We start from the raw sequence: 17,975 nt of genomic DNA, 5'->3' as shown, positions 1-17,975 counted from the left end.
GGGTTACGTTCATGGCAAAGCAATCAATGAAAGCACGCGAAGTAAAGCGCGTGGCTTTAGCTGAAAAATTCTTCGCTAAACGCGCTGAACTCAAAGCAATCATCTCTGATGTGAACGCTTCCGACGAAGATCGTTGGGACGCTGTTCTCAAGCTGCAGACTCTGCCGCGTGATTCCAGCCCGTCTCGTCAGCGTAACCGCTGCCGTCAAACTGGTCGTCCGCACGCTTTCCTGCGGAAGTTCGGGTTGAGCCGTATTAAGGTCCGTGAAGCCGCCATGCGCGGTGAAATCCCGGGTCTGAAAAAGGCTAGCTGGTAATTGTCACCAATTGAATCACGGGAGTAAAGACAGATGAGCATGCAAGATCCGATCGCGGATATGCTGACCCGTATCCGTAACGGTCAGGCCGCGAGCAAAGCTGCGGTCACCATGCCTTCCTCCAGGCTAAAAGTGGCAATTGCCAATGTGCTGAAGGAAGAAGGTTTTATTGAAGATTTTAAAGTTGAAGGCGACACCAAGCCGGAACTGGAACTGACTCTTAAGTATTTCCAGGGTAAAGCTGTTGTAGAAAGCATTCAGCGTGTCAGCCGCCCAGGTCTGCGCATCTATAAGAAAAAAGATGAGCTGCCGAAAGTTATGGCCGGACTGGGTATCGCAGTTGTTTCTACCTCTAAAGGTGTTATGACTGATCGTGCAGCGCGCCAGGCTGGTCTTGGCGGCGAAATTATCTGCTACGTAGCCTAATCGGAGGAAAAAATGTCTCGTGTTGCTAAAGCACCGGTCGTTGTTCCTGCCGGCGTTGACGTAAAACTCAACGGTCAGGTTATTACGATCAAAGGTAAAAACGGCGAGCTGACTCGTACTCTCAACGATGCTGTTGAAGTTAAACATGCAGATAATGCACTGACCTTCGGTCCGCGTGATGGTTACGTTGACGGATGGGCTCAGGCTGGTACCGCGCGTGCCCTGCTGAACTCAATGGTTATCGGTGTTACCGAAGGCTTCACTAAGAAGCTGCAGCTGGTTGGTGTAGGTTATCGTGCAGCGGTCAAAGGCAATGTAGTAAACCTGTCACTGGGTTTCTCTCATCCTGTAGACCATCAGCTGCCGGCTGGGATCACTGCTGAATGCCCAACTCAAACTGAAATCGTGCTGAAAGGCGCTGATAAGCAGGTGATTGGACAGGTTGCAGCCGATCTGCGCGCCTACCGTCGTCCTGAGCCTTATAAAGGCAAGGGTGTTCGTTACGCCGACGAAGTCGTGCGTACCAAAGAGGCTAAGAAGAAGTAAGGTAACACTATGGATAAGAAATCTGCTCGTATCCGTCGTGCGACCCGCGCACGCCGCAAGCTCCAGGAGCTGGGTGCGACTCGCCTGGTGGTACATCGTACCCCGCGTCATATTTACGCACAGGTAATCGCACCGAACGGTTCTGAAGTTCTGGTAGCTGCTTCTACTGTAGAAAAAGCTATCGTTGAACAACTGAAGTACACCGGTAACAAAGACGCCGCAGCAGCTGTAGGTAAAGCTGTCGCAGAACGCGCTCTGGAAAAAGGCATCAAAGATGTGTCCTTTGACCGTTCCGGGTTCCAATATCATGGTCGTGTCCAGGCACTGGCAGATGCTGCCCGTGAAGCTGGCCTTCAGTTCTAAGGTAGAGGTGTAAGATGGCTCACATCGAAAAACAAGCTGGCGAACTGCAGGAAAAGCTGATCGCGGTTAACCGCGTATCTAAAACCGTTAAAGGTGGTCGTATTTTCTCCTTCACAGCTCTGACTGTAGTTGGTGATGGTAACGGTCGCGTTGGTTTTGGTTACGGTAAAGCACGCGAAGTTCCGGCAGCGATCCAGAAAGCGATGGAAAAAGCCCGTCGCAATATGATTAACGTCGCGCTGAACCACGGCACCCTGCAGCACCCGGTTAAGGGTACTCACACGGGTTCTCGTGTCTTCATGCAGCCGGCTTCCGAAGGTACCGGTATTATCGCCGGTGGTGCAATGCGCGCCGTCCTGGAAGTCGCTGGAGTTCGTAACGTTCTGGCTAAAGCGTATGGTTCCACCAACCCGATTAACGTGGTTCGTGCAACTATCGATGGCCTGGAAAATATGAAATCTCCGGAAATGGTCGCTGCCAAGCGTGGTAAATCCGTTGAAGAAATTCTGGGGTAATAAACCATGGCAAAGACTATTAAAATTACTCAAACCCGCAGTGCAATCGGTCGTCTGCCGAAACATAAGGCAACGCTGCTTGGCCTGGGTCTGCGTCGTATTGGTCACACCGTAGAACGCGAGGATACTCCCGCTGTTCGTGGTATGGTCAACGCGGTTTACTTCATGGTTAAAGTTGAGGAGTAAGAGATGCGTTTAAATACTCTGTCTCCGGCCGAAGGCTCTAAAAAGGCGGGTAAACGCCTGGGTCGTGGTATCGGTTCTGGCCTCGGTAAAACCGGCGGTCGTGGTCACAAAGGTCAGAAATCTCGTTCTGGCGGTGGCGTACGTCGTGGTTTCGAGGGCGGCCAGATGCCTCTGTACCGTCGTCTGCCGAAATTCGGCTTCACCTCTCGCAAATCAGCGATCACAGCCGAAGTTCGTCTGTCTGACCTGGCGAAAGTTGAAGGCGGTGTAGTAGACCTTAACACGCTGAAAGCAGCTAACATTATCGGTATCCAGATCGAGTTCGCGAAAGTGATCCTGGCTGGTGAAGTTTCTACTCCGGTAACTGTTCGTGGCCTGCGCGTGACTAAAGGCGCTCGTGCTGCTATCGAAGCTGCTGGCGGTAAAATCGAGGAATAAGTAGCAGATGGCTAAACAACCGGGATTAGATTTTCAAAGTGCCAAAGGTGGCTTAGGCGAGCTGAAACGCAGACTGTTGTTTGTAATCGGTGCGCTTATTGTGTTCCGTATTGGCTCTTTCATTCCGATCCCTGGTATTGATGCCGCTGTACTTGCCAAACTGCTTGAGCAACAGCGAGGCACCATCATTGAAATGTTCAACATGTTCTCTGGTGGTGCTCTCAGCCGTGCTTCAATCTTTGCACTGGGTATCATGCCGTATATTTCGGCATCGATTATTGTCCAGTTGCTGACGGTGGTTTATCCGCCGCTGGCAGAACTGAAGAAAGAAGGGGAGTCTGGTCGTCGTAAGATCAGCCAGTACACCCGTTACGGCACTCTGGTGCTGGCGATATTCCAGTCGATCGGTATTGCTACCGGTCTGCCGAATATGCCTGGTATGCAGGGCCTGGTAATGAATCCAGGCTTTGCATTCTATTTCACCGCTGTTGTAAGTCTGGTCACAGGAACGATGTTCCTGATGTGGCTCGGCGAACAGATTACTGAACGAGGTATTGGTAACGGTATCTCAATCATTATCTTCGCCGGTATCGTTGCGGGACTCCCGCCAGCCATTGCCCACACTATTGAGCAAGCGCGTCAAGGCGACCTGCACTTCCTCCTGTTGCTGTTGGTTGCAGTATTAGTATTTGCAGTGACGTTCTTTGTTGTATTTGTTGAACGTGGTCAACGCCGCATTGTGGTAAACTACGCGAAACGTCAACAGGGTCGTCGTGTGTATGCTGCACAGAGCACACATTTGCCGCTGAAAGTGAATATGGCGGGTGTAATCCCGGCAATCTTCGCTTCCAGTATTATTCTGTTCCCGGCGACCATCGCGTCATGGTTCGGGGGCGGTACTGGTTGGAACTGGCTGACAACAATTTCGCTGTATTTGCAGCCTGGGCAACCGCTTTATGTGTTACTCTATGCGTCTGCAATCATCTTCTTCTGTTTCTTCTACACGGCGTTGGTTTTCAACCCGCGTGAAACAGCAGATAACCTGAAGAAGTCCGGTGCATTTGTACCAGGAATTCGTCCGGGAGAGCAAACGGCGAAGTATATCGATAAAGTAATGACCCGCCTGACTTTAGTCGGTGCGCTTTATATTACTTTTATCTGCCTGATCCCGGAGTTCATGCGTGATGCAATGAAAGTACCGTTCTACTTCGGTGGAACCTCGCTGCTGATCGTTGTTGTCGTGATTATGGACTTTATGGCTCAAGTGCAAACTCTGATGATGTCCAGTCAGTATGAGTCTGCATTGAAGAAGGCGAACCTGAAAGGCTATGGCCGCTAACAGGTCGCTCGAGAAGTTACGGAGAGTAAAAATGAAAGTTCGTGCTTCCGTCAAGAAATTATGCCGTAACTGCAAAATCGTTAAGCGTGATGGTGTCATCCGTGTGATTTGCAGTGCCGAGCCGAAGCATAAACAGCGCCAAGGCTGATTTTTTCGCATATTTTTCTTGCAAAGTTGGGTTGAGCTGGCTAGATTAGCCAGCCAATCTTTTGTATGTCTGTACGTTTCCATTTGAGTATCCTGAAAACGGGCTTTTCAGCATGGTGCGTACATATTAAATAGTAGGAGTGCATAGTGGCCCGTATAGCAGGCATTAACATTCCTGATCAGAAACACGCCGTAATCGCATTAACTTCGATCTACGGTGTCGGCAAAACTCGTTCAAAAGCCATTCTGGCTGCTGCGGGTATCGCTGAAGATGTTAAGATCAGTGAGCTGTCTGAAGAACAAATCGACACGCTGCGTGACGAAGTTGCCAAATTTGTCGTTGAAGGTGATCTGCGCCGTGAAGTTAGCATGAGCATCAAGCGCCTTATGGACCTTGGTTGCTATCGCGGTTTGCGTCATCGTCGTGGTCTCCCGGTTCGCGGTCAGCGTACCAAGACCAACGCACGTACCCGTAAGGGTCCGCGCAAACCGATCAAGAAATAATCGGGGTGATTGAATAATGGCAAAGGCACCAGTTCGTGCACGTAAGCGTGTAAGAAAACAAGTCTCTGACGGCGTGGCTCATATCCATGCTTCTTTTAACAACACCATCGTGACCATTACCGATCGTCAGGGTAACGCGCTTGGTTGGGCAACAGCCGGTGGTTCCGGTTTCCGTGGTTCTCGCAAATCTACTCCGTTCGCAGCTCAGGTTGCAGCAGAGCGTTGTGCAGAAGCCGTTAAAGAATACGGCATCAAGAATCTGGAAGTTATGGTCAAAGGTCCGGGTCCGGGTCGCGAATCTACCGTTCGTGCTCTGAACGCCGCTGGTTTCCGCATCACTAATATTACTGATGTGACTCCGATCCCTCATAACGGTTGTCGTCCGCCGAAGAAACGTCGCGTATAACGCTGCGTTTTCCAGGTTTGTTGGAGAAAGAAAATGGCAAGATATTTGGGTCCTAAGCTCAAGCTGAGCCGTCGTGAGGGCACCGACTTATTCCTTAAGTCTGGCGTTCGCGCGATCGATACCAAGTGTAAAATTGAACAAGCTCCTGGCCAGCACGGTGCGCGTAAACCGCGTCTGTCTGACTATGGTGTGCAGTTGCGTGAAAAGCAAAAAGTTCGCCGTATCTACGGTGTGCTGGAGCGTCAGTTCCGTAACTATTACAAAGAAGCAGCACGTCTGAAAGGCAACACCGGTGAAAACCTGTTGGCTCTGCTGGAAGGTCGTCTGGACAACGTAGTATACCGTATGGGCTTCGGCGCGACTCGTGCTGAATCACGTCAGCTGGTTAGCCATAAAGCTATCATGGTAAACGGTCGTGTTGTTAACATCGCTTCTTATCAGGTTAAAGCGAATGACGTTGTTAGCATTCGTGAGAAAGCGAAAAAGCAATCTCGCGTGAAAGCCGCTCTGGAGCTGGCTGAGCAGCGTGAAAAGCCAACCTGGCTGGAAGTTGATGCTGGCAAGATGGAAGGTACGTTTAAGCGTAAGCCTGAGCGTTCTGATCTGTCTGCGGACATTAACGAACACCTGATCGTCGAGCTTTACTCCAAGTAAAGCTTAGTACCAAAGAGAGGACACAATGCAGGGTTCTGTGACAGAGTTTCTAAAACCGCGCCTGGTAGATATCGAGCAAGTGAGTTCGACGCACGCCAAGGTGACCCTTGAGCCTTTAGAGCGTGGCTTTGGCCATACTCTGGGTAACGCACTGCGCCGTATTCTGCTCTCATCGATGCCGGGTTGCGCGGTGACCGAGGTTGAGATTGATGGTGTACTACATGAGTACAGCACCAAAGAAGGCGTTCAGGAAGATATCCTGGAAATCCTGCTCAACCTGAAAGGGCTGGCGGTGAGAGTTCAGGGTAAAGATGAAGTTATTCTTACCTTGAATAAATCTGGCATTGGCCCTGTGACTGCAGCCGATATCACCCACGACGGTGATGTCGAAATCGTCAAGCCGCAGCACGTGATCTGCCACCTGACCGATGAGAACGCGTCTATTAGCATGCGTATCAAAGTTCAGCGCGGTCGTGGTTATGTGCCGGCTTCTACCCGAATTCATTCGGAAGAAGATGAGCGCCCAATCGGCCGTCTGCTGGTCGACGCATGTTACAGCCCTGTAGAGCGTATTGCCTACAATGTTGAAGCAGCGCGTGTAGAACAGCGTACCGACCTGGACAAGCTGGTCATCGAAATGGAAACCAACGGCACAATCGATCCTGAAGAGGCGATTCGTCGTGCGGCAACCATCCTGGCTGAACAACTGGAAGCTTTTGTTGACTTACGTGATGTACGTCAGCCAGAAGTGAAAGAAGAGAAACCAGAATTCGATCCGATCCTGCTGCGCCCTGTTGACGATCTGGAATTGACTGTCCGCTCTGCTAACTGCCTCAAGGCAGAAGCAATCCACTATATCGGTGATCTGGTACAGCGTACCGAGGTTGAGCTTCTTAAGACGCCTAACCTGGGTAAAAAATCTCTTACTGAGATTAAAGACGTGCTGGCTTCCCGTGGACTGTCTCTGGGTATGCGCCTGGAAAACTGGCCACCGGCAAGCATCGCTGACGAGTAACCGGATCGCAGGTTAAGGTTTTACTGAGAAGGATAAGGTCATGCGCCATCGTAAGAGTGGTCGTCAACTGAACCGCAACAGCAGCCATCGCCAGGCTATGTTCCGCAATATGGCAGGTTCACTGGTTCGTCATGAAATCATCAAGACGACCCTGCCGAAAGCGAAAGAGCTGCGTCGCGTAGTTGAGCCGCTGATTACTCTTGCCAAGACTGATAGCGTTGCTAATCGTCGTCTGGCATTCGCCCGTACTCGTGATAACGAGATCGTGGCAAAACTGTTTAACGAACTGGGCCCGCGTTTCGCGAGCCGTGCCGGTGGTTACACTCGCATTCTGAAGTGTGGTTTCCGTGCAGGCGACAACGCGCCGATGGCTTACATCGAGCTGGTTGATCGTTCTGAATCGAAAGCAGAAGCTGCTGCAGAGTAATCTGTAGTAACGTAAAAAAACCCGCTTCGGCGGGTTTTTTTATATCTACCAAACCTCCACTCTTCTAAAATAGCTGTACTGTTTTTGTTCATCCCCTGGAGAATGTCTATGTGGTTATTAGACCAGTGGGCAGAACGCCATATCAATGATGCCCAGCGCAAAGGTGAATTTGATAACCTGCGCGGACAGGGTAAGCCTTTACTGCTGGATGATGATTCCCACGTTCCTGCCGATCTGCGTGCCGGTTATCGTCTGCTTAAAAATGCGGGCTGTTTGCCACCGGAGCTGGAGCAGCGTAAAGAGGCCATCGCACTGGCAGATCTTTTGAAAACCGTTCAACGTGATAGTCCTGAACATCAGGAATTGAGTCGCCGCCTGGTATTACTTGAAGTGAAGCTACGTCAGGCCGGAGTTAATACTGATTTCCTGCATGGTAACTATGCTCAAAGGCTGCTGAATAAAATAACTGAGGAGTGATCGTGTATCGTATTGGAGAACTGGCAAAGCTGGCTGAAGTCACACCCGACACTATTCGCTACTATGAAAAGCAGCAGATGATGGAGCATGAAGTGCGCACGGAAGGAGGATTTCGTCTTTATAGCGAACAGGATCTTCAGCGACTGAAATTCATTCGTTATGGACGTCATCTGGGTTTTACTCTTGAATCGATCCGCGAGCTTTTGTCTATTCGCATCGATCCTGAGCATCATACTTGTCAGGAGTCGAAAAGCATTGTGCAGAATCGACTAACCGAAGTTGAAGCCCGTATTGAGGAACTGGAAACAATGCGCCGTTCGCTGCAAAGGCTGAATGATGCCTGCTGCGGTACCGCCCACAGCAGCGTTTATTGTTCTATTCTTGAGGCGCTCGAGCAGGGAGCTAGTGGAACCATGCGGGGCTGTTGATTTATCAGACGGGTGATATTACACTCACGCCGTTTTACTACAATCTGGAGAATTTATGAGTCGCTATCAGCACACCAAAGGGCAAATTAACGATAATGCGCTTGAAGCCTTACTGCACGATCCTTTATTCAGGCAGCGTGTAGAAAAGAATAAAAAGGGAAAAGGAAGTTTCCTGCGTAAAGCGAAGCACGGTAAAAAAGGTAACTGGGAGGCCAGTGGCAAACAAGCAAAGTGCTTTTTTACCACTGGCCTTCTGGCTTTTACGGCCTGTTAAGGACGACTATTTTGTTCTTTTAGCAGGTCACGAATTTCGGTAAGTAATACTTCTTCTTTCGACGGCGCTGGAGGAGCTTTGGGCTCTTCTTTCTTGCGGCGATGAAGTTTGTTAATCACCTTGATGGCCAGAAAAATGGCAAACGCCACAATAACAAAATCAAAAATATTCTGAATAAATATCCCGTAGTGCATTACTACTGCTGGCGTATCGCCAATAGCGGGCCTTAACGTTAGCGCAAACTGTTTGAAATCCACTCCACCAATCAGAAGCCCTAGCGGGGGCATAATAATATCTGCGACCAGCGACGATACGATTTTACCGAATGCGGCCCCGATAATCACACCAACTGCCAGATCGACCACATTTCCGCGCATTGCAAATTCACGGAACTCTTTAAAAAAGCTCATTTTTTTCTCCTTAATGCCTTCAGATAACACTAAGTTTAACAAATGTCTTCACAATTTCCATTTGCATTAACAATTTGACCGACGAAATATGCCATAGGAAATAAAGGGTTATACGAAAAATGAGTCAGGCACCACCAGGGTGCCTGCCAGTTATAAGAAGAAAGGACTGGGCTGGAAGAGACGCTCAACGTCGGTGATAAATTTTTTGTCGGTTAAGAACATGATGACATGATCTCCCTGCTCAATACGCAGGTTGTCATTAGCGATCATTACATCGGTACCACGGACCACCGCACCAATAATGGTTCCCGGCGGCAGTTTAATATCGTCGATAACCCGGCCCACCACGCGCGAAGTGCTTTCATCACCATGTGCCACGGCTTCGATTGCTTCGGCAACGCCACGACGTAGTGAAGAAACACCGACAATATCTGCTTTACGAACGTGGCTAAGCAGCGCTGAAATTGTGGCCTGCTGCGGGGAAATTGCAATGTCGATGACACTTCCCTGAACCAGATCGACATAGGCGCGCCGTTGGATCAGCACCATAACTTTTTTCGCGCCCATCCGTTTAGCCAGCATGGCGGACATAATATTTGCCTCGTCGTCGTTAGTGACGGCGATAAACAGATCAACCTGATCGATATGCTCTTCCGCCAGAAGCTCCTGATCTGAAGCGTCACCAAAAAAAACGATCGTGTTTTGCAGCTTTTCAGCCAGCTCTGCGGCACGTTGCTGATCGCGTTCGATCAGTTTAACGCTGTAATCTTTTTCCAGACGATGGGCCAGACCCGCACCGATATTGCCGCCGCCGACCAGCATGATGCGCTTATAGGGTTTTTCCAGTCGCTGTAATTCACTCATTACCGCGCGGATGTGCTGAGAAGCTGCGATGAAAAACACCTCATCACCGGCTTCGACAATAGTCGAGCCCTGAGGGCGAATCGGGCGGTCGTGACGGAAAATAGCCGCCACGCGGGTATCAATATGTGGCATATGTTCGCGCATGGTCGAAAGCGCGTTACCGACCAGCGGGCCGCCATAGTAGGCTTTTACCACGGCCAGGCTGACCATTCCTTCGGCGAAGTTGACTACCTGTAACGCTCCGGGGTACTCGATCAGGCGGTAGATGCTGTCGATCACCAGTTGCTCTGGGGCGATCAGGTGATCGATAGGGATGGCATCTGAATGAAAAAGTTTTTCGGCATCGCGGACATAATCTGGAGCACGGATACGGGCGATACGGTTTGGCGTGTTGAACAGGGAATAGGCGACCTGGCAGGCCACCATATTGGTTTCATCGGAACTGGTGACGGCGACCAGCATATCGGCGTCGTCTGCGCCGGCCTCGCGCAGCACGCGGGGATGAGAGCCATGCCCCTGCACGACGCGAAGATCGAACTTATCCTGCAATATCCGCAGGCGCTCGCCATTAGTATCGACAACGGTAATATCGTTATTTTCCCCGACCAGGTTCTCTGCCAGCGTACCGCCAACTTGTCCCGCACCCAGAATAATAATTTTCATCAGTCGCGACCCGTTATCTTCACTGTTTGATTAGCTTAGCGTAAAAGAAGCCATCACCTTCTTCCGCGCCCGGCAGATTTTGCAGACCCGGTTGTTCAGGTGTGCCGGTTATGCTGAGTTGTGCATCCGGCGTGCGTTTGAGGAAAGCTGCGATTTGCAGGCTATTTTCTTCTGGCAAAACTGAACACGTGGCATAAACCAGCGTGCCGCCTTTTTTCAAATGCGGCCAGACAGCATCCAGAATTTCGGCCTGTAACTGGGCCAGTTCCGGGATATCTCGATCGCGACGTAGCCATTTGATATCGGGGTGGCGGCGAATCACGCCCGTGGCGGAGCAGGGGGCATCCAGCAGGATACGATCGAATTGCTGCTCGCCGCACCATTGTGCAGGGAAGCGTCCATCGCCCTGTTTAACTTCAGCCTTCATGCCGAGGCGTTTCAGGTTATCGTAAACCCGGGAAAGGCGCTGTTCATCGACATCAACCGCCAGTACGCGAGCTTCAGGGGCCACCTCAAGAATATGCGTTGTTTTTCCACCCGGTGCGGCACAAAGATCTAAAACAGACTCACCGTTTTGGGGGTCGAGAAACGTCATGCAGCGCTGCGCTGCAGCATCCTGGACCGTGACCTGGCCCTCTTCAAAACCCGGCAGGGCATGTACCGGCACCGGAGCGGCAAGACGCACGGCATCTGGATAATCAGAATGGGTAAAGCCTTGCATTCCGGCGTCTTCCAACTGCGCCAGCCAACTGTCGCGGGAGTGATGATTGCGGTTTACGCGCAGCCACATGGGGGGACGCTGATTATTCGCCTCGACAATTGCTTCCCACTGCGTCGGATAGGCTTTCTGCAGGCGCTTAAGCAACCACGCCGGATGTAAAAAACGGTTTTCGCTGCTGGCAAACTCGTTCAGCAATTCTTCCTGCTGACGCTGAAACTGGCGCAGCACACCGTTAATTAATCCCTTTAACTGCGGGCGTTTAATGACCACTGCCCCCTCAACCGTCTCAGCCAGCGCGGCATGAGGCGGAATACGGGTATGCAGCAATTGATAAAAACCAATCATGATTAAATAATGGACTGTACGTTGCTTACCGGTCATCGGGCGCGACATTAACTTATTGATCAACCAGTCCATTTGAGGCAGGGTGCGCAATACGCCAAAGCACAGTTCCTGAAGCAGCGCTTTATCTTTGTCTGATACTTTTTGCTGCAAGGCTGGCAGAACCTGAGTAAGAGACTGGCCCTGTTCGACTACTTGTTCAACGGCCTGTGCCGCCATGCTGCGTAAATTGAGTTGTTTTTTCATAACCGCAAAAATAAAAATGCCCGGTCACACCGGGCTTATTAATAAGTAATCGTCAGGCCAGACTATTGCCTGGGATAAACCATTCCCGACGCGAATTTAATAGATCCTGCGCGCTCATTGCTTTTTTACCAGCGGGCTGTAGCGACTCCAGATTCAGCACGCCATCTCGGGTCGCAACCTGAATACCCTGTTTGCCGGCGTCAATAATCGTGCCAGGCGTCGCGCTACTTTGCCGGTCAATCACTGAAGCCTTCCAGACCTTAACCGGCTGGTCTTCGATCAGCAGATAACTCATCGGCCATGGATTAAAAGCGCGGATGCAACGCTCAAGCTGAGCAGCAGACAGTGACCAGTCAATACGCGCCTCTTCTTTACTGAGTTTTTCCGCATAAGTGACAAGCGTTTCATCCTGCACTTCTGGCTTTGCATTACCGTTTGCCAACTGTTGCAGCGTCTCAATCAGACCATGAGGGCCGAGCTGGGCTAATTTGTCATACAGCGTGGCGCTGGTGTCTTCTGCTGTTATCGGACAGGCGAGTTTATAAAGCATATCACCCGTATCCAGGCCGACATCCATTTGCATGATCGTCACACCCGTTTCGTTATCGCCAGCCCAGAGTGAACGCTGAATAGGAGCCGCACCGCGCCAGCGTGGAAGCAGAGAGCCGTGAACATTGATGCATCCCAGACGGGGCATTTCCAGCACGACTTTTGGCAGGATCAGGCCATAGGCGACAACAACCATTACATCCGCCTGTAAATCAGCGACCAACTGCTGGTTTTCCTGTGGGCGTAGAGAAGAAGGCTGGTAAACCGGCAATCCTTTTTCTTCTGCCAGCACTTTCACCGGGCTGGGCATCAGTTTTTTACCGCGTCCTGCAGGACGATCGGGCTGGGTAAATACGCCAACCACCTGATGTTCAGATGACAGCAGCGCGTCGAGATGACGCGCTGCAAAGTCGGGCGTACCCGCGAAAATAATGCGAAGTGAATCTGACACGATATCCTTTATCCTTACGCCCGTGCGTTCATGCGATCCAGTTTTTCTACTTTCTGGCGGATGCGCTGCTGCTTCAGTGGCGACAGGTAATCAATAAACAGCTTGCCGACCAGATGGTCCATTTCGTGCTGTATACAGATAGCCAGCAGGCCGTCTGCTTCTAACTCAAAGCTTTTGCCGTCACGATCCAGCGCACGAATCTTAACTTTCTCGGCGCGAGGCACCAGTGCACGCTGTTCTGGAATAGACAGACAGCCTTCTTCAATACCCGTTTCGCCACTCTTTTCCAGTAGCTCCGGGTTGATGAGCACCAGACGACCATTACGATCTTCTGAAACATCAATCACGATAATACGTTGATGAATATCGACCTGAGTCGCGGCCAGACCAATACCCTCTTCGGCATACATCGTTTCGAACATATCATCAACGATGCGCTGAATATCTGCATTCACTTCTTTTACCGGTTCAGCGACTTTGCGAAGACGCTCGTCCGGAATATGTAACACGTGCAAAACCGCCATAGATTTCCAGAGTTGTGTTCAGGATTAAGAAAGATTATTACCTCTATTCTAGACAAATCCCCTGCTGATTGACAGCATCAGTGACCAATCGCAAGGATTGTCGGAAGTGCTTGTGGCAAGGGGAAAAGGATGACGCCTGTTGAGATTTGGTTACGCCTGATAAACATTCGCCAGTTTTATGGCGACAGAATGGTACGGCTTGCAGAATACCTGATTAAGCAGCCTTATATTGGGGACGAGCTTCTGCTGGCGGCTGGACTAACGTCGCGGCAAAAAAACGCGTTTATGGCACTCAAGCCAGAAGAGCTGGAGCGGAGTCTGGAATGGCTCGAACAGCCCTCGCATCATCTGATTCTTGCCAGTGACGCCCGCTATCCGGCACAGCTGCGCGCAGTAACCGACTATCCGGGCGCGCTTTTTGTTAATGGCGATCCGGCAAGCCTGAATAACCCACAGCTGGCAATCGTCGGTAGTCGCCACCACTCCTGGTATGGGCAGCATTGGGGAGAAACTTTCAGCAAAGGGCTTTCGGCCAGCGGGCTGACCATTACCAGTGGTCTTGCGCGAGGGATTGATGGTGTAGCGCACCGTGCAGCGCTTAACGTGAAGGGTAAAAGCGTGGCGGTGCTGGGCAATGGCTTATTCAGCGTCCATCCGCGTAGCCACACTTCACTTGCGGCGGCTATCGTTCACGGTGGCGGCGCCGTCATTTCGGAATTCCCACTTTCTGCGCCGCCGAGGCCGGAAAATTTTCCCCAGCGTAACCGTATTATCAGCGGGTTAAGTTTCGGCGTGCTGGTGGTTGAAGCGGCTATTCGCAGTGGTTCTCTTGTTACCGCACGGTGTGCATTAGAACAGGGCCGTGATGTTTTCGCACTGCCCGGACCGTTAGGTAATCCCGGCAGCGAAGGGCCACACTGGCTGATTAAGCAGGGCGCAACACTTGTGACCTCGCTTGAGGATATCCTTGAAAATTTGCAATTTGGGCAGCATTCATTGCCAGATGACGCAGAAATTACAATTTATTCACCAGAACAGGAAGTCGTGGCATTGCCATTTCCTGAGCTCCTGGCTAACGTAGGAGATGAGGTAACACCTGTTGACGTCGTCGCTGAACGTGCCGGCCAACCTGTGCCAGTGACAGTGGCTCAGCTACTTGAACTGGAGTTAGCAGGGTGGATCGCAGCTGTACCCGGCGGCTATGTCCGATTAAGGAGGGCAAGCCATGTTCGACGTACTAATGTATTTGTTTGAGACTTACATCCATAACGAAGCAGAGATGCGTGTGGACCAGGATAAACTAACGCGGGATCTTACCGACGCTGGTTTTGACCGTGAGGATATCTACAACGCACTGGTGTGGCTTGAAAAGCTGGCGGATTATCAGGAAGGTCTTGTCGAACCGATGCAGCTTGCTTCCGATCCACTCTCTGTGCGTATTTATACCGCAGAAGAATGCGAAAGACTGGATGCCAGTTGCCGGGGATTCCTGTTATTCCTGGAGCAGATTCAGGTGCTCAACCTCGATACGCGAGAAATGGTGATTGAGCGTGTGCTGGCGCTGGACACGGCCGAATTTGAACTGGACGATCTGAAGTGGGTAATTCTGATGGTTCTGTTCAATATTCCCGGCTGTGAAAATGCTTACCAGCAGATGGAAGAATTACTCTTTGAAGTGAATGAAGGTATGCTGCATTAATCTTTTTTGCAGCATCAAGAATAGTTATGGCCAAATCAGCACTTTTCACAGTGCGTAAAAACGAGCCCTGCCCACAGTGCGGGGCTGAACTTGTCATTCGGTCCGGGAAACACGGTCCGTTTCTCGGTTGTTCCCATTATCCAGAATGCGACTACGTCCGTCCCCTGAAAAGTCAGGCAGATGGACATATCGTCAAGGTTCTGGAGGGACAAACATGCCCAGCCTGCGGCGCTGTACTGGTACTGCGTCAGGGGCGCTTCGGCATGTTTATCGGCTGTAGCCGCTATCCCGAATGCGAACACACCGAACTAATCGACAAGCCAGACGATACGGCAATTACCTGCCCGCAATGTCAGACGGGGCACCTCGTTCAACGCCGATCTCGTTTTGGTAAAACCTTTCACTCCTGCGATCGCTATCCAGAGTGTCAGTTCGTTATTAATTTCAAACCTGTCGCGGGCGAATGTCCTGAATGTCATTACCCGCTATTAATAGAAAAGAAAACCGCGCAGGGTGTGAAGCTCTTTTGTGCGAGTAAACAATGTGGAAAGCCCGTCGCGGCGAAACAAAATAGTGAAGAATAACCTGCCTTCTAAGACCATTGCGGATGCGGTGGCCGAACTGAATAATCAACACGTCATCGCGTATCCAACCGAAGCCGTCTTTGGCGTTGGCTGCGATCCTGACAGTGAACTCGCGGTAAATCGCCTGTTAACGTTAAAGCAGCGTCCGGTAGAAAAAGGCTTAATCCTGATCGCCGCTAGCTTTGAGCAACTTCAGCCTTACATTGACGAAAGTCTTCTTAGCGCTGACCGGCGTGACGCTATTTTTGCGCGCTGGCCGGGGCCGGTGACGTTTGTCTTTCCGGCAAAAGCTACCATCCCGCGCTGGTTGACGGGGCGCTTTGATTCGCTGGCGGTGCGCGTGAGCGATCATCCACTGGTTGTGGAGCTATGTCAGGCCTACGGGAAACCGCTGGTATCCACCAGTGCTAATCTCACCGGGCTACCGCCATGCCGTACTACAGAAGAAGTCCGGGCACAGTTTGGTGCTGATTTCCCGATTGTCGAAGGGGAAACCGGCGGTCGCCTGAATCCATCCGAAATCCTTGATGCTCTGACGGGCAAACAGTTTCGACAGGGGTAATACTATGGAAACCTATGCGGTGTTTGGTCATCCGGTTGCGCACAGCAAATCTCCTTTTATTCATCAGCAGTTTGCTGAGCAACTGAAAATAGATCATCCGTACGGGCGCATTCTGGCTCCGCTTGATGGATTTGTGATGACGCTGGAGCAGTTTTTTGCCGCTGGCGGGAAGGGGGCCAATGTAACGGTGCCTTTCAAAGAGCAGGCGTTCGCGCGCGCAGATGAACTGACGGAACGAGCGGCTCTGGCCGGAGCGGTCAATACGCTTATGCGTCTGCAGGATGGCCGGTTGCTGGGCGACAATACCGACGGTATTGGGCTGTTAAGCGATCTGGAACGGCTAAAATTCATCAGGCCGGGCGCGCGCGTCCTGCTGATTGGCGCAGGCGGTGCTTCACGCGGGGTATTACTGCCTTTACTTTCTCTCGACTGCGCGGTGACGATTGTCAATCGAACCGTTGCTCGTGCTGAAGAACTGGCGAAGCTTTTCGCTCATACAGGCAGCGTCAACGCAATTGCGATGGACGAACTGGTTGGGCATGAATTCGATCTCATCATCAATGCCACGTCCAGCGGAATAACCGGCGATATTCCTGCTATTCCCGACTCTGTAGTTCATTCTTCAACCTACTACTACGATATGTTTTATCAGAAGGGAACTACGCCTTTTCTGACCTGGTGCAAGCAGCAGGGCGCGCAGCAGTGTGCAGACGGGCTAGGTATGCTGGTGGGGCAGGCAGCGCATGCGGTCCTGCTCTGGCATGGCGTTTTGCCGGAAGTAATCCCGGTCATTGAGAAACTTCGCCGGGAGCTGGCGGCGTGAATCAGGCGATCCAATTTCCTGACCGTGAAAGCTGGCATGAGGAAGCGCAGGCGCTGTGCTTTCCGGCGCTGGTTAACGGTATGCAGCTAACGTGCGCCATCAGAAGAGAGGTCCTGGCGCATCGTTTTGGTAACAATACGCCAGAGCAATGGCTGGTCGCTTTCCGTGACCAGCGCTGGGATCTTGAAGAAGAAGCCGAAGCGCTGATCCTGGCGCAGCAGGAAGACGATCACGGCTGGGTCTGGTTATCCTGATTCAGATATTCGTCTTTCCACTTTACGTAATTATTGGCGGAATAGCGTAGCCCTTCTATTTCCGCTTCTTTCAAAGGACGGATCTGTTTTACCGGGCTGCCAAGATACAGGTAGCCACTCTCCAGACGTTTATTCTGCGGTACCAGACTACCTGCGCCAATCATCACGTCATCTTCAATTACCGCGCCGTCGAGCAATATAGAGCCCATTCCCACCAGAACACGATGACCGATAGTGCAACCGTGCAGCATCACTTTATGGCCTACTGTAACGTCCTCTCCAATGATGAGAGGATTACCGTCCGGGTTATAAGAGGATTTGTGCGTCACATGTAAAACGCTGCCATCCTGAATATTACTTCGCGCACCAATCTCGACATAATTAACGTCACCACGAATCGCGACCAGCGGCCAGATACCGACATCATCGGCAATTCGCACGTCACCAATTACCACGCTGGTGGAATCGATCATCACGCGCTGGCCCACTTTTGGAAACAGATCTCTATAAGGACGTAAAACAACAGACATGATCACCTCTGACAAAACGCATTGTGATAATGACTTTGGGTGCTTTATTGCGCGGGAGCAAGCCTTTTGTACGGCAAAATTTGCGCAGATCGAGCAGGATCACAGCGAAAAGGCTGAAAAAGCAACAGTCGGAAAAAAAGATCGAAAAAAGGCTTGTGCTAAAAACTGGGATCCCTATAATGCGCCTCCGTTGAGACGACAATGTGAAACACTTCACAAGATGGTCGTAACAACACAGAGAAAAATCCTGAAAAACGGGGTTGACTCTGAAAGAGGAAAGCGTAATATACG

30 protein-coding genes are annotated in these 17,975 nt (G+C 51.2%); 24 read left to right on the top strand and 6 right to left on the bottom strand.

All coding sequences use genetic code 11. The annotated features are described in order from the left end of the window. Positions 1–11: 11 nt before the first annotated feature. From rpsN to RT197_RS19420, 17 genes are all read left to right on the top strand, one after another. Positions 12–317: a 30S ribosomal protein S14 gene (gene rpsN, locus RT197_RS19500; RefSeq protein ID WP_049839671.1), complete on the top strand. Its 306-nt coding sequence runs from the start codon at positions 12–14 to the stop codon at positions 315–317. Positions 318–350: 33 nt separating this feature from the next. Continuing rightward, on the top strand, positions 351–743 hold the full coding sequence (gene rpsH, locus RT197_RS19495) for a 30S ribosomal protein S8 (protein WP_312952818.1): 393 nt from the start codon (positions 351–353) through the stop codon (positions 741–743). Positions 744–755: 12 nt separating this feature from the next. Continuing rightward, entirely contained in the window at positions 756–1,289 is a 534-nt protein-coding gene (rplF, locus tag RT197_RS19490; protein WP_312952816.1) for a 50S ribosomal protein L6, read from the top strand. A gap of 9 nt (positions 1,290–1,298) precedes the next feature. Beyond that, positions 1,299–1,652, top strand: a complete 354-nt coding sequence (gene rplR / locus RT197_RS19485) for a 50S ribosomal protein L18 (protein WP_238715161.1) — start codon at positions 1,299–1,301, stop codon at positions 1,650–1,652. A gap of 14 nt (positions 1,653–1,666) precedes the next feature. After that, positions 1,667–2,167, top strand: coding sequence for a 30S ribosomal protein S5 (gene rpsE / locus RT197_RS19480; protein WP_002445361.1), 501 nt, complete (start codon positions 1,667–1,669; stop codon positions 2,165–2,167). 6 nt (positions 2,168–2,173) lie between these two features. Continuing rightward, positions 2,174–2,353 carry a 50S ribosomal protein L30 gene (rpmD, locus tag RT197_RS19475; RefSeq protein WP_003863301.1) on the top strand — a complete coding sequence of 60 codons (180 nt, stop codon included), beginning with the start codon at positions 2,174–2,176 and terminating at the stop codon, positions 2,351–2,353. 3 nt (positions 2,354–2,356) lie between these two features. Beyond that, positions 2,357–2,791 carry a 50S ribosomal protein L15 gene (gene rplO / locus RT197_RS19470; protein ID WP_312952814.1) on the top strand — a complete coding sequence of 145 codons (435 nt, stop codon included), beginning with the start codon at positions 2,357–2,359 and terminating at the stop codon, positions 2,789–2,791. Between the two features lie 7 nt (positions 2,792–2,798). Further along, the gene (secY, locus tag RT197_RS19465; RefSeq protein ID WP_176917735.1) at positions 2,799–4,130 is read left to right on the top strand and encodes a preprotein translocase subunit SecY; all 1,332 of its coding nucleotides are present in this window, start codon (positions 2,799–2,801) and stop codon (positions 4,128–4,130) included. Between the two features lie 31 nt (positions 4,131–4,161). Then, a complete protein-coding gene (gene rpmJ / locus RT197_RS19460) occupies positions 4,162–4,278 on the top strand; it encodes a 50S ribosomal protein L36 (protein WP_000868187.1) in 117 nt (38 codons plus the stop codon). Positions 4,279–4,424: 146 nt separating this feature from the next. After that, positions 4,425–4,781 (top strand): 30S ribosomal protein S13, encoded by a 357-nt coding sequence (gene rpsM / locus RT197_RS19455; protein ID WP_003031135.1) that lies wholly within the window; start codon positions 4,425–4,427, stop codon positions 4,779–4,781. A 16-nt stretch (positions 4,782–4,797) separates the two neighbouring features. Further along, on the top strand, positions 4,798–5,187 hold the full coding sequence (gene rpsK, locus RT197_RS19450; protein WP_003863312.1) for a 30S ribosomal protein S11: 390 nt from the start codon (positions 4,798–4,800) through the stop codon (positions 5,185–5,187). A gap of 33 nt (positions 5,188–5,220) precedes the next feature. Then, positions 5,221–5,841, top strand: coding sequence for a 30S ribosomal protein S4 (gene rpsD, locus RT197_RS19445; protein WP_002445357.1), 621 nt, complete (start codon positions 5,221–5,223; stop codon positions 5,839–5,841). Between the two features lie 25 nt (positions 5,842–5,866). Continuing rightward, a complete protein-coding gene (locus RT197_RS19440) occupies positions 5,867–6,856 on the top strand; it encodes a DNA-directed RNA polymerase subunit alpha (RefSeq protein WP_001162094.1) in 990 nt (329 codons plus the stop codon). A 40-nt stretch (positions 6,857–6,896) separates the two neighbouring features. Beyond that, positions 6,897–7,283 carry a 50S ribosomal protein L17 gene (gene rplQ, locus RT197_RS19435; protein WP_001216372.1) on the top strand — a complete coding sequence of 129 codons (387 nt, stop codon included), beginning with the start codon at positions 6,897–6,899 and terminating at the stop codon, positions 7,281–7,283. Between the two features lie 108 nt (positions 7,284–7,391). Further along, positions 7,392–7,760 carry a DUF1992 domain-containing protein gene (locus RT197_RS19430; protein WP_312952811.1) on the top strand — a complete coding sequence of 123 codons (369 nt, stop codon included), beginning with the start codon at positions 7,392–7,394 and terminating at the stop codon, positions 7,758–7,760. Positions 7,761–7,762: 2 nt separating this feature from the next. Next, the gene (gene zntR / locus RT197_RS19425) at positions 7,763–8,188 is read left to right on the top strand and encodes a Zn(2+)-responsive transcriptional regulator (RefSeq protein WP_312952809.1); all 426 of its coding nucleotides are present in this window, start codon (positions 7,763–7,765) and stop codon (positions 8,186–8,188) included. Positions 8,189–8,243: 55 nt separating this feature from the next. Further along, the gene (locus tag RT197_RS19420) at positions 8,244–8,462 is read left to right on the top strand and encodes an alternative ribosome-rescue factor A (RefSeq protein ID WP_312952808.1); all 219 of its coding nucleotides are present in this window, start codon (positions 8,244–8,246) and stop codon (positions 8,460–8,462) included. On the opposite strand, the gene mscL is transcribed toward RT197_RS19420, so the two are convergent. From mscL to def, 5 genes are all read right to left on the bottom strand, one after another. Beyond that, a complete protein-coding gene (gene mscL, locus RT197_RS19415) occupies positions 8,459–8,872 on the bottom strand; it encodes a large-conductance mechanosensitive channel protein MscL (protein WP_312952807.1) in 414 nt (137 codons plus the stop codon). The two genes, RT197_RS19420 and mscL, sit on opposite strands and share 4 nt — an antisense overlap. A 150-nt stretch (positions 8,873–9,022) precedes the next feature. Next, positions 9,023–10,399: a Trk system potassium transporter TrkA gene (gene trkA / locus RT197_RS19410; RefSeq protein ID WP_312952806.1), complete on the bottom strand. Its 1,377-nt coding sequence runs from the start codon at positions 10,397–10,399 to the stop codon at positions 9,023–9,025. A 19-nt stretch (positions 10,400–10,418) separates the two neighbouring features. After that, positions 10,419–11,708, bottom strand: coding sequence for a 16S rRNA (cytosine(967)-C(5))-methyltransferase RsmB (rsmB, locus tag RT197_RS19405; RefSeq protein ID WP_312952805.1), 1,290 nt, complete (start codon positions 11,706–11,708; stop codon positions 10,419–10,421). A gap of 52 nt (positions 11,709–11,760) precedes the next feature. Beyond that, complete coding sequence (fmt, locus tag RT197_RS19400) at positions 11,761–12,708, bottom strand: methionyl-tRNA formyltransferase (RefSeq protein ID WP_312952804.1); 948 nt, start codon at positions 12,706–12,708, stop codon at positions 11,761–11,763. Positions 12,709–12,722: 14 nt separating this feature from the next. Further along, the gene (def, locus tag RT197_RS19395) at positions 12,723–13,232 is read right to left on the bottom strand and encodes a peptide deformylase (protein WP_312952803.1); all 510 of its coding nucleotides are present in this window, start codon (positions 13,230–13,232) and stop codon (positions 12,723–12,725) included. A gap of 129 nt (positions 13,233–13,361) precedes the next feature. Here def and dprA point away from each other — a divergent pair, with 129 nt between their 5' ends. Genes dprA through RT197_RS19365 form a run of 6 tightly spaced genes read left to right on the top strand, consistent with a single transcriptional unit; the run spans position 13,362 to position 17,154 of the window. Next, positions 13,362–14,486 carry a DNA-protecting protein DprA gene (dprA, locus tag RT197_RS19390; RefSeq protein ID WP_312952802.1) on the top strand — a complete coding sequence of 375 codons (1,125 nt, stop codon included), beginning with the start codon at positions 13,362–13,364 and terminating at the stop codon, positions 14,484–14,486. Beyond that, on the top strand, positions 14,458–14,931 hold the full coding sequence (gene smg, locus RT197_RS19385) for a DUF494 family protein Smg (RefSeq protein ID WP_312952801.1): 474 nt from the start codon (positions 14,458–14,460) through the stop codon (positions 14,929–14,931). Before dprA ends, smg begins: the two co-directional genes overlap by 29 nt. Before the next feature lie 26 nt (positions 14,932–14,957). Further along, positions 14,958–15,515 carry a type I DNA topoisomerase gene (locus RT197_RS19380; protein ID WP_312952800.1) on the top strand — a complete coding sequence of 186 codons (558 nt, stop codon included), beginning with the start codon at positions 14,958–14,960 and terminating at the stop codon, positions 15,513–15,515. Next, on the top strand, positions 15,505–16,077 hold the full coding sequence (gene tsaC / locus RT197_RS19375) for an L-threonylcarbamoyladenylate synthase type 1 TsaC (protein WP_312952798.1): 573 nt from the start codon (positions 15,505–15,507) through the stop codon (positions 16,075–16,077). The genes RT197_RS19380 and tsaC overlap by 11 nt, the downstream gene beginning before the upstream one ends. A gap of 4 nt (positions 16,078–16,081) precedes the next feature. Next, positions 16,082–16,900, top strand: coding sequence for a shikimate dehydrogenase (aroE, locus tag RT197_RS19370; protein WP_312952797.1), 819 nt, complete (start codon positions 16,082–16,084; stop codon positions 16,898–16,900). Beyond that, on the top strand, positions 16,897–17,154 hold the full coding sequence (locus RT197_RS19365; RefSeq protein ID WP_312952796.1) for a DUF1488 domain-containing protein: 258 nt from the start codon (positions 16,897–16,899) through the stop codon (positions 17,152–17,154). The genes aroE and RT197_RS19365 overlap by 4 nt, the downstream gene beginning before the upstream one ends. Here the strand turns inward: RT197_RS19365 and RT197_RS19360 are convergent. Beyond that, entirely contained in the window at positions 17,130–17,684 is a 555-nt protein-coding gene (locus tag RT197_RS19360; RefSeq protein ID WP_312952795.1) for a gamma carbonic anhydrase family protein, read from the bottom strand. The genes RT197_RS19365 and RT197_RS19360 overlap by 25 nt on opposite strands. Here RT197_RS19360 and RT197_RS19355 point away from each other — a divergent pair. Then, positions 17,683–17,975, top strand: a 293-nt coding sequence (locus tag RT197_RS19355) for a hypothetical protein (RefSeq protein WP_312952794.1), incomplete at its 3' end; no start/stop codon positions are given. The two genes, RT197_RS19360 and RT197_RS19355, sit on opposite strands and share 2 nt — an antisense overlap.

This window comes from Superficieibacter sp. (assembly GCF_032071645.1).
Taxonomy (GTDB): Bacteria; Pseudomonadota; Gammaproteobacteria; order Enterobacterales; family Enterobacteriaceae; genus Superficieibacter.
The sequence above is the reverse complement of the archived record's forward strand: the minus strand, read 5'-3'. Positions and strand labels throughout refer to the sequence as shown.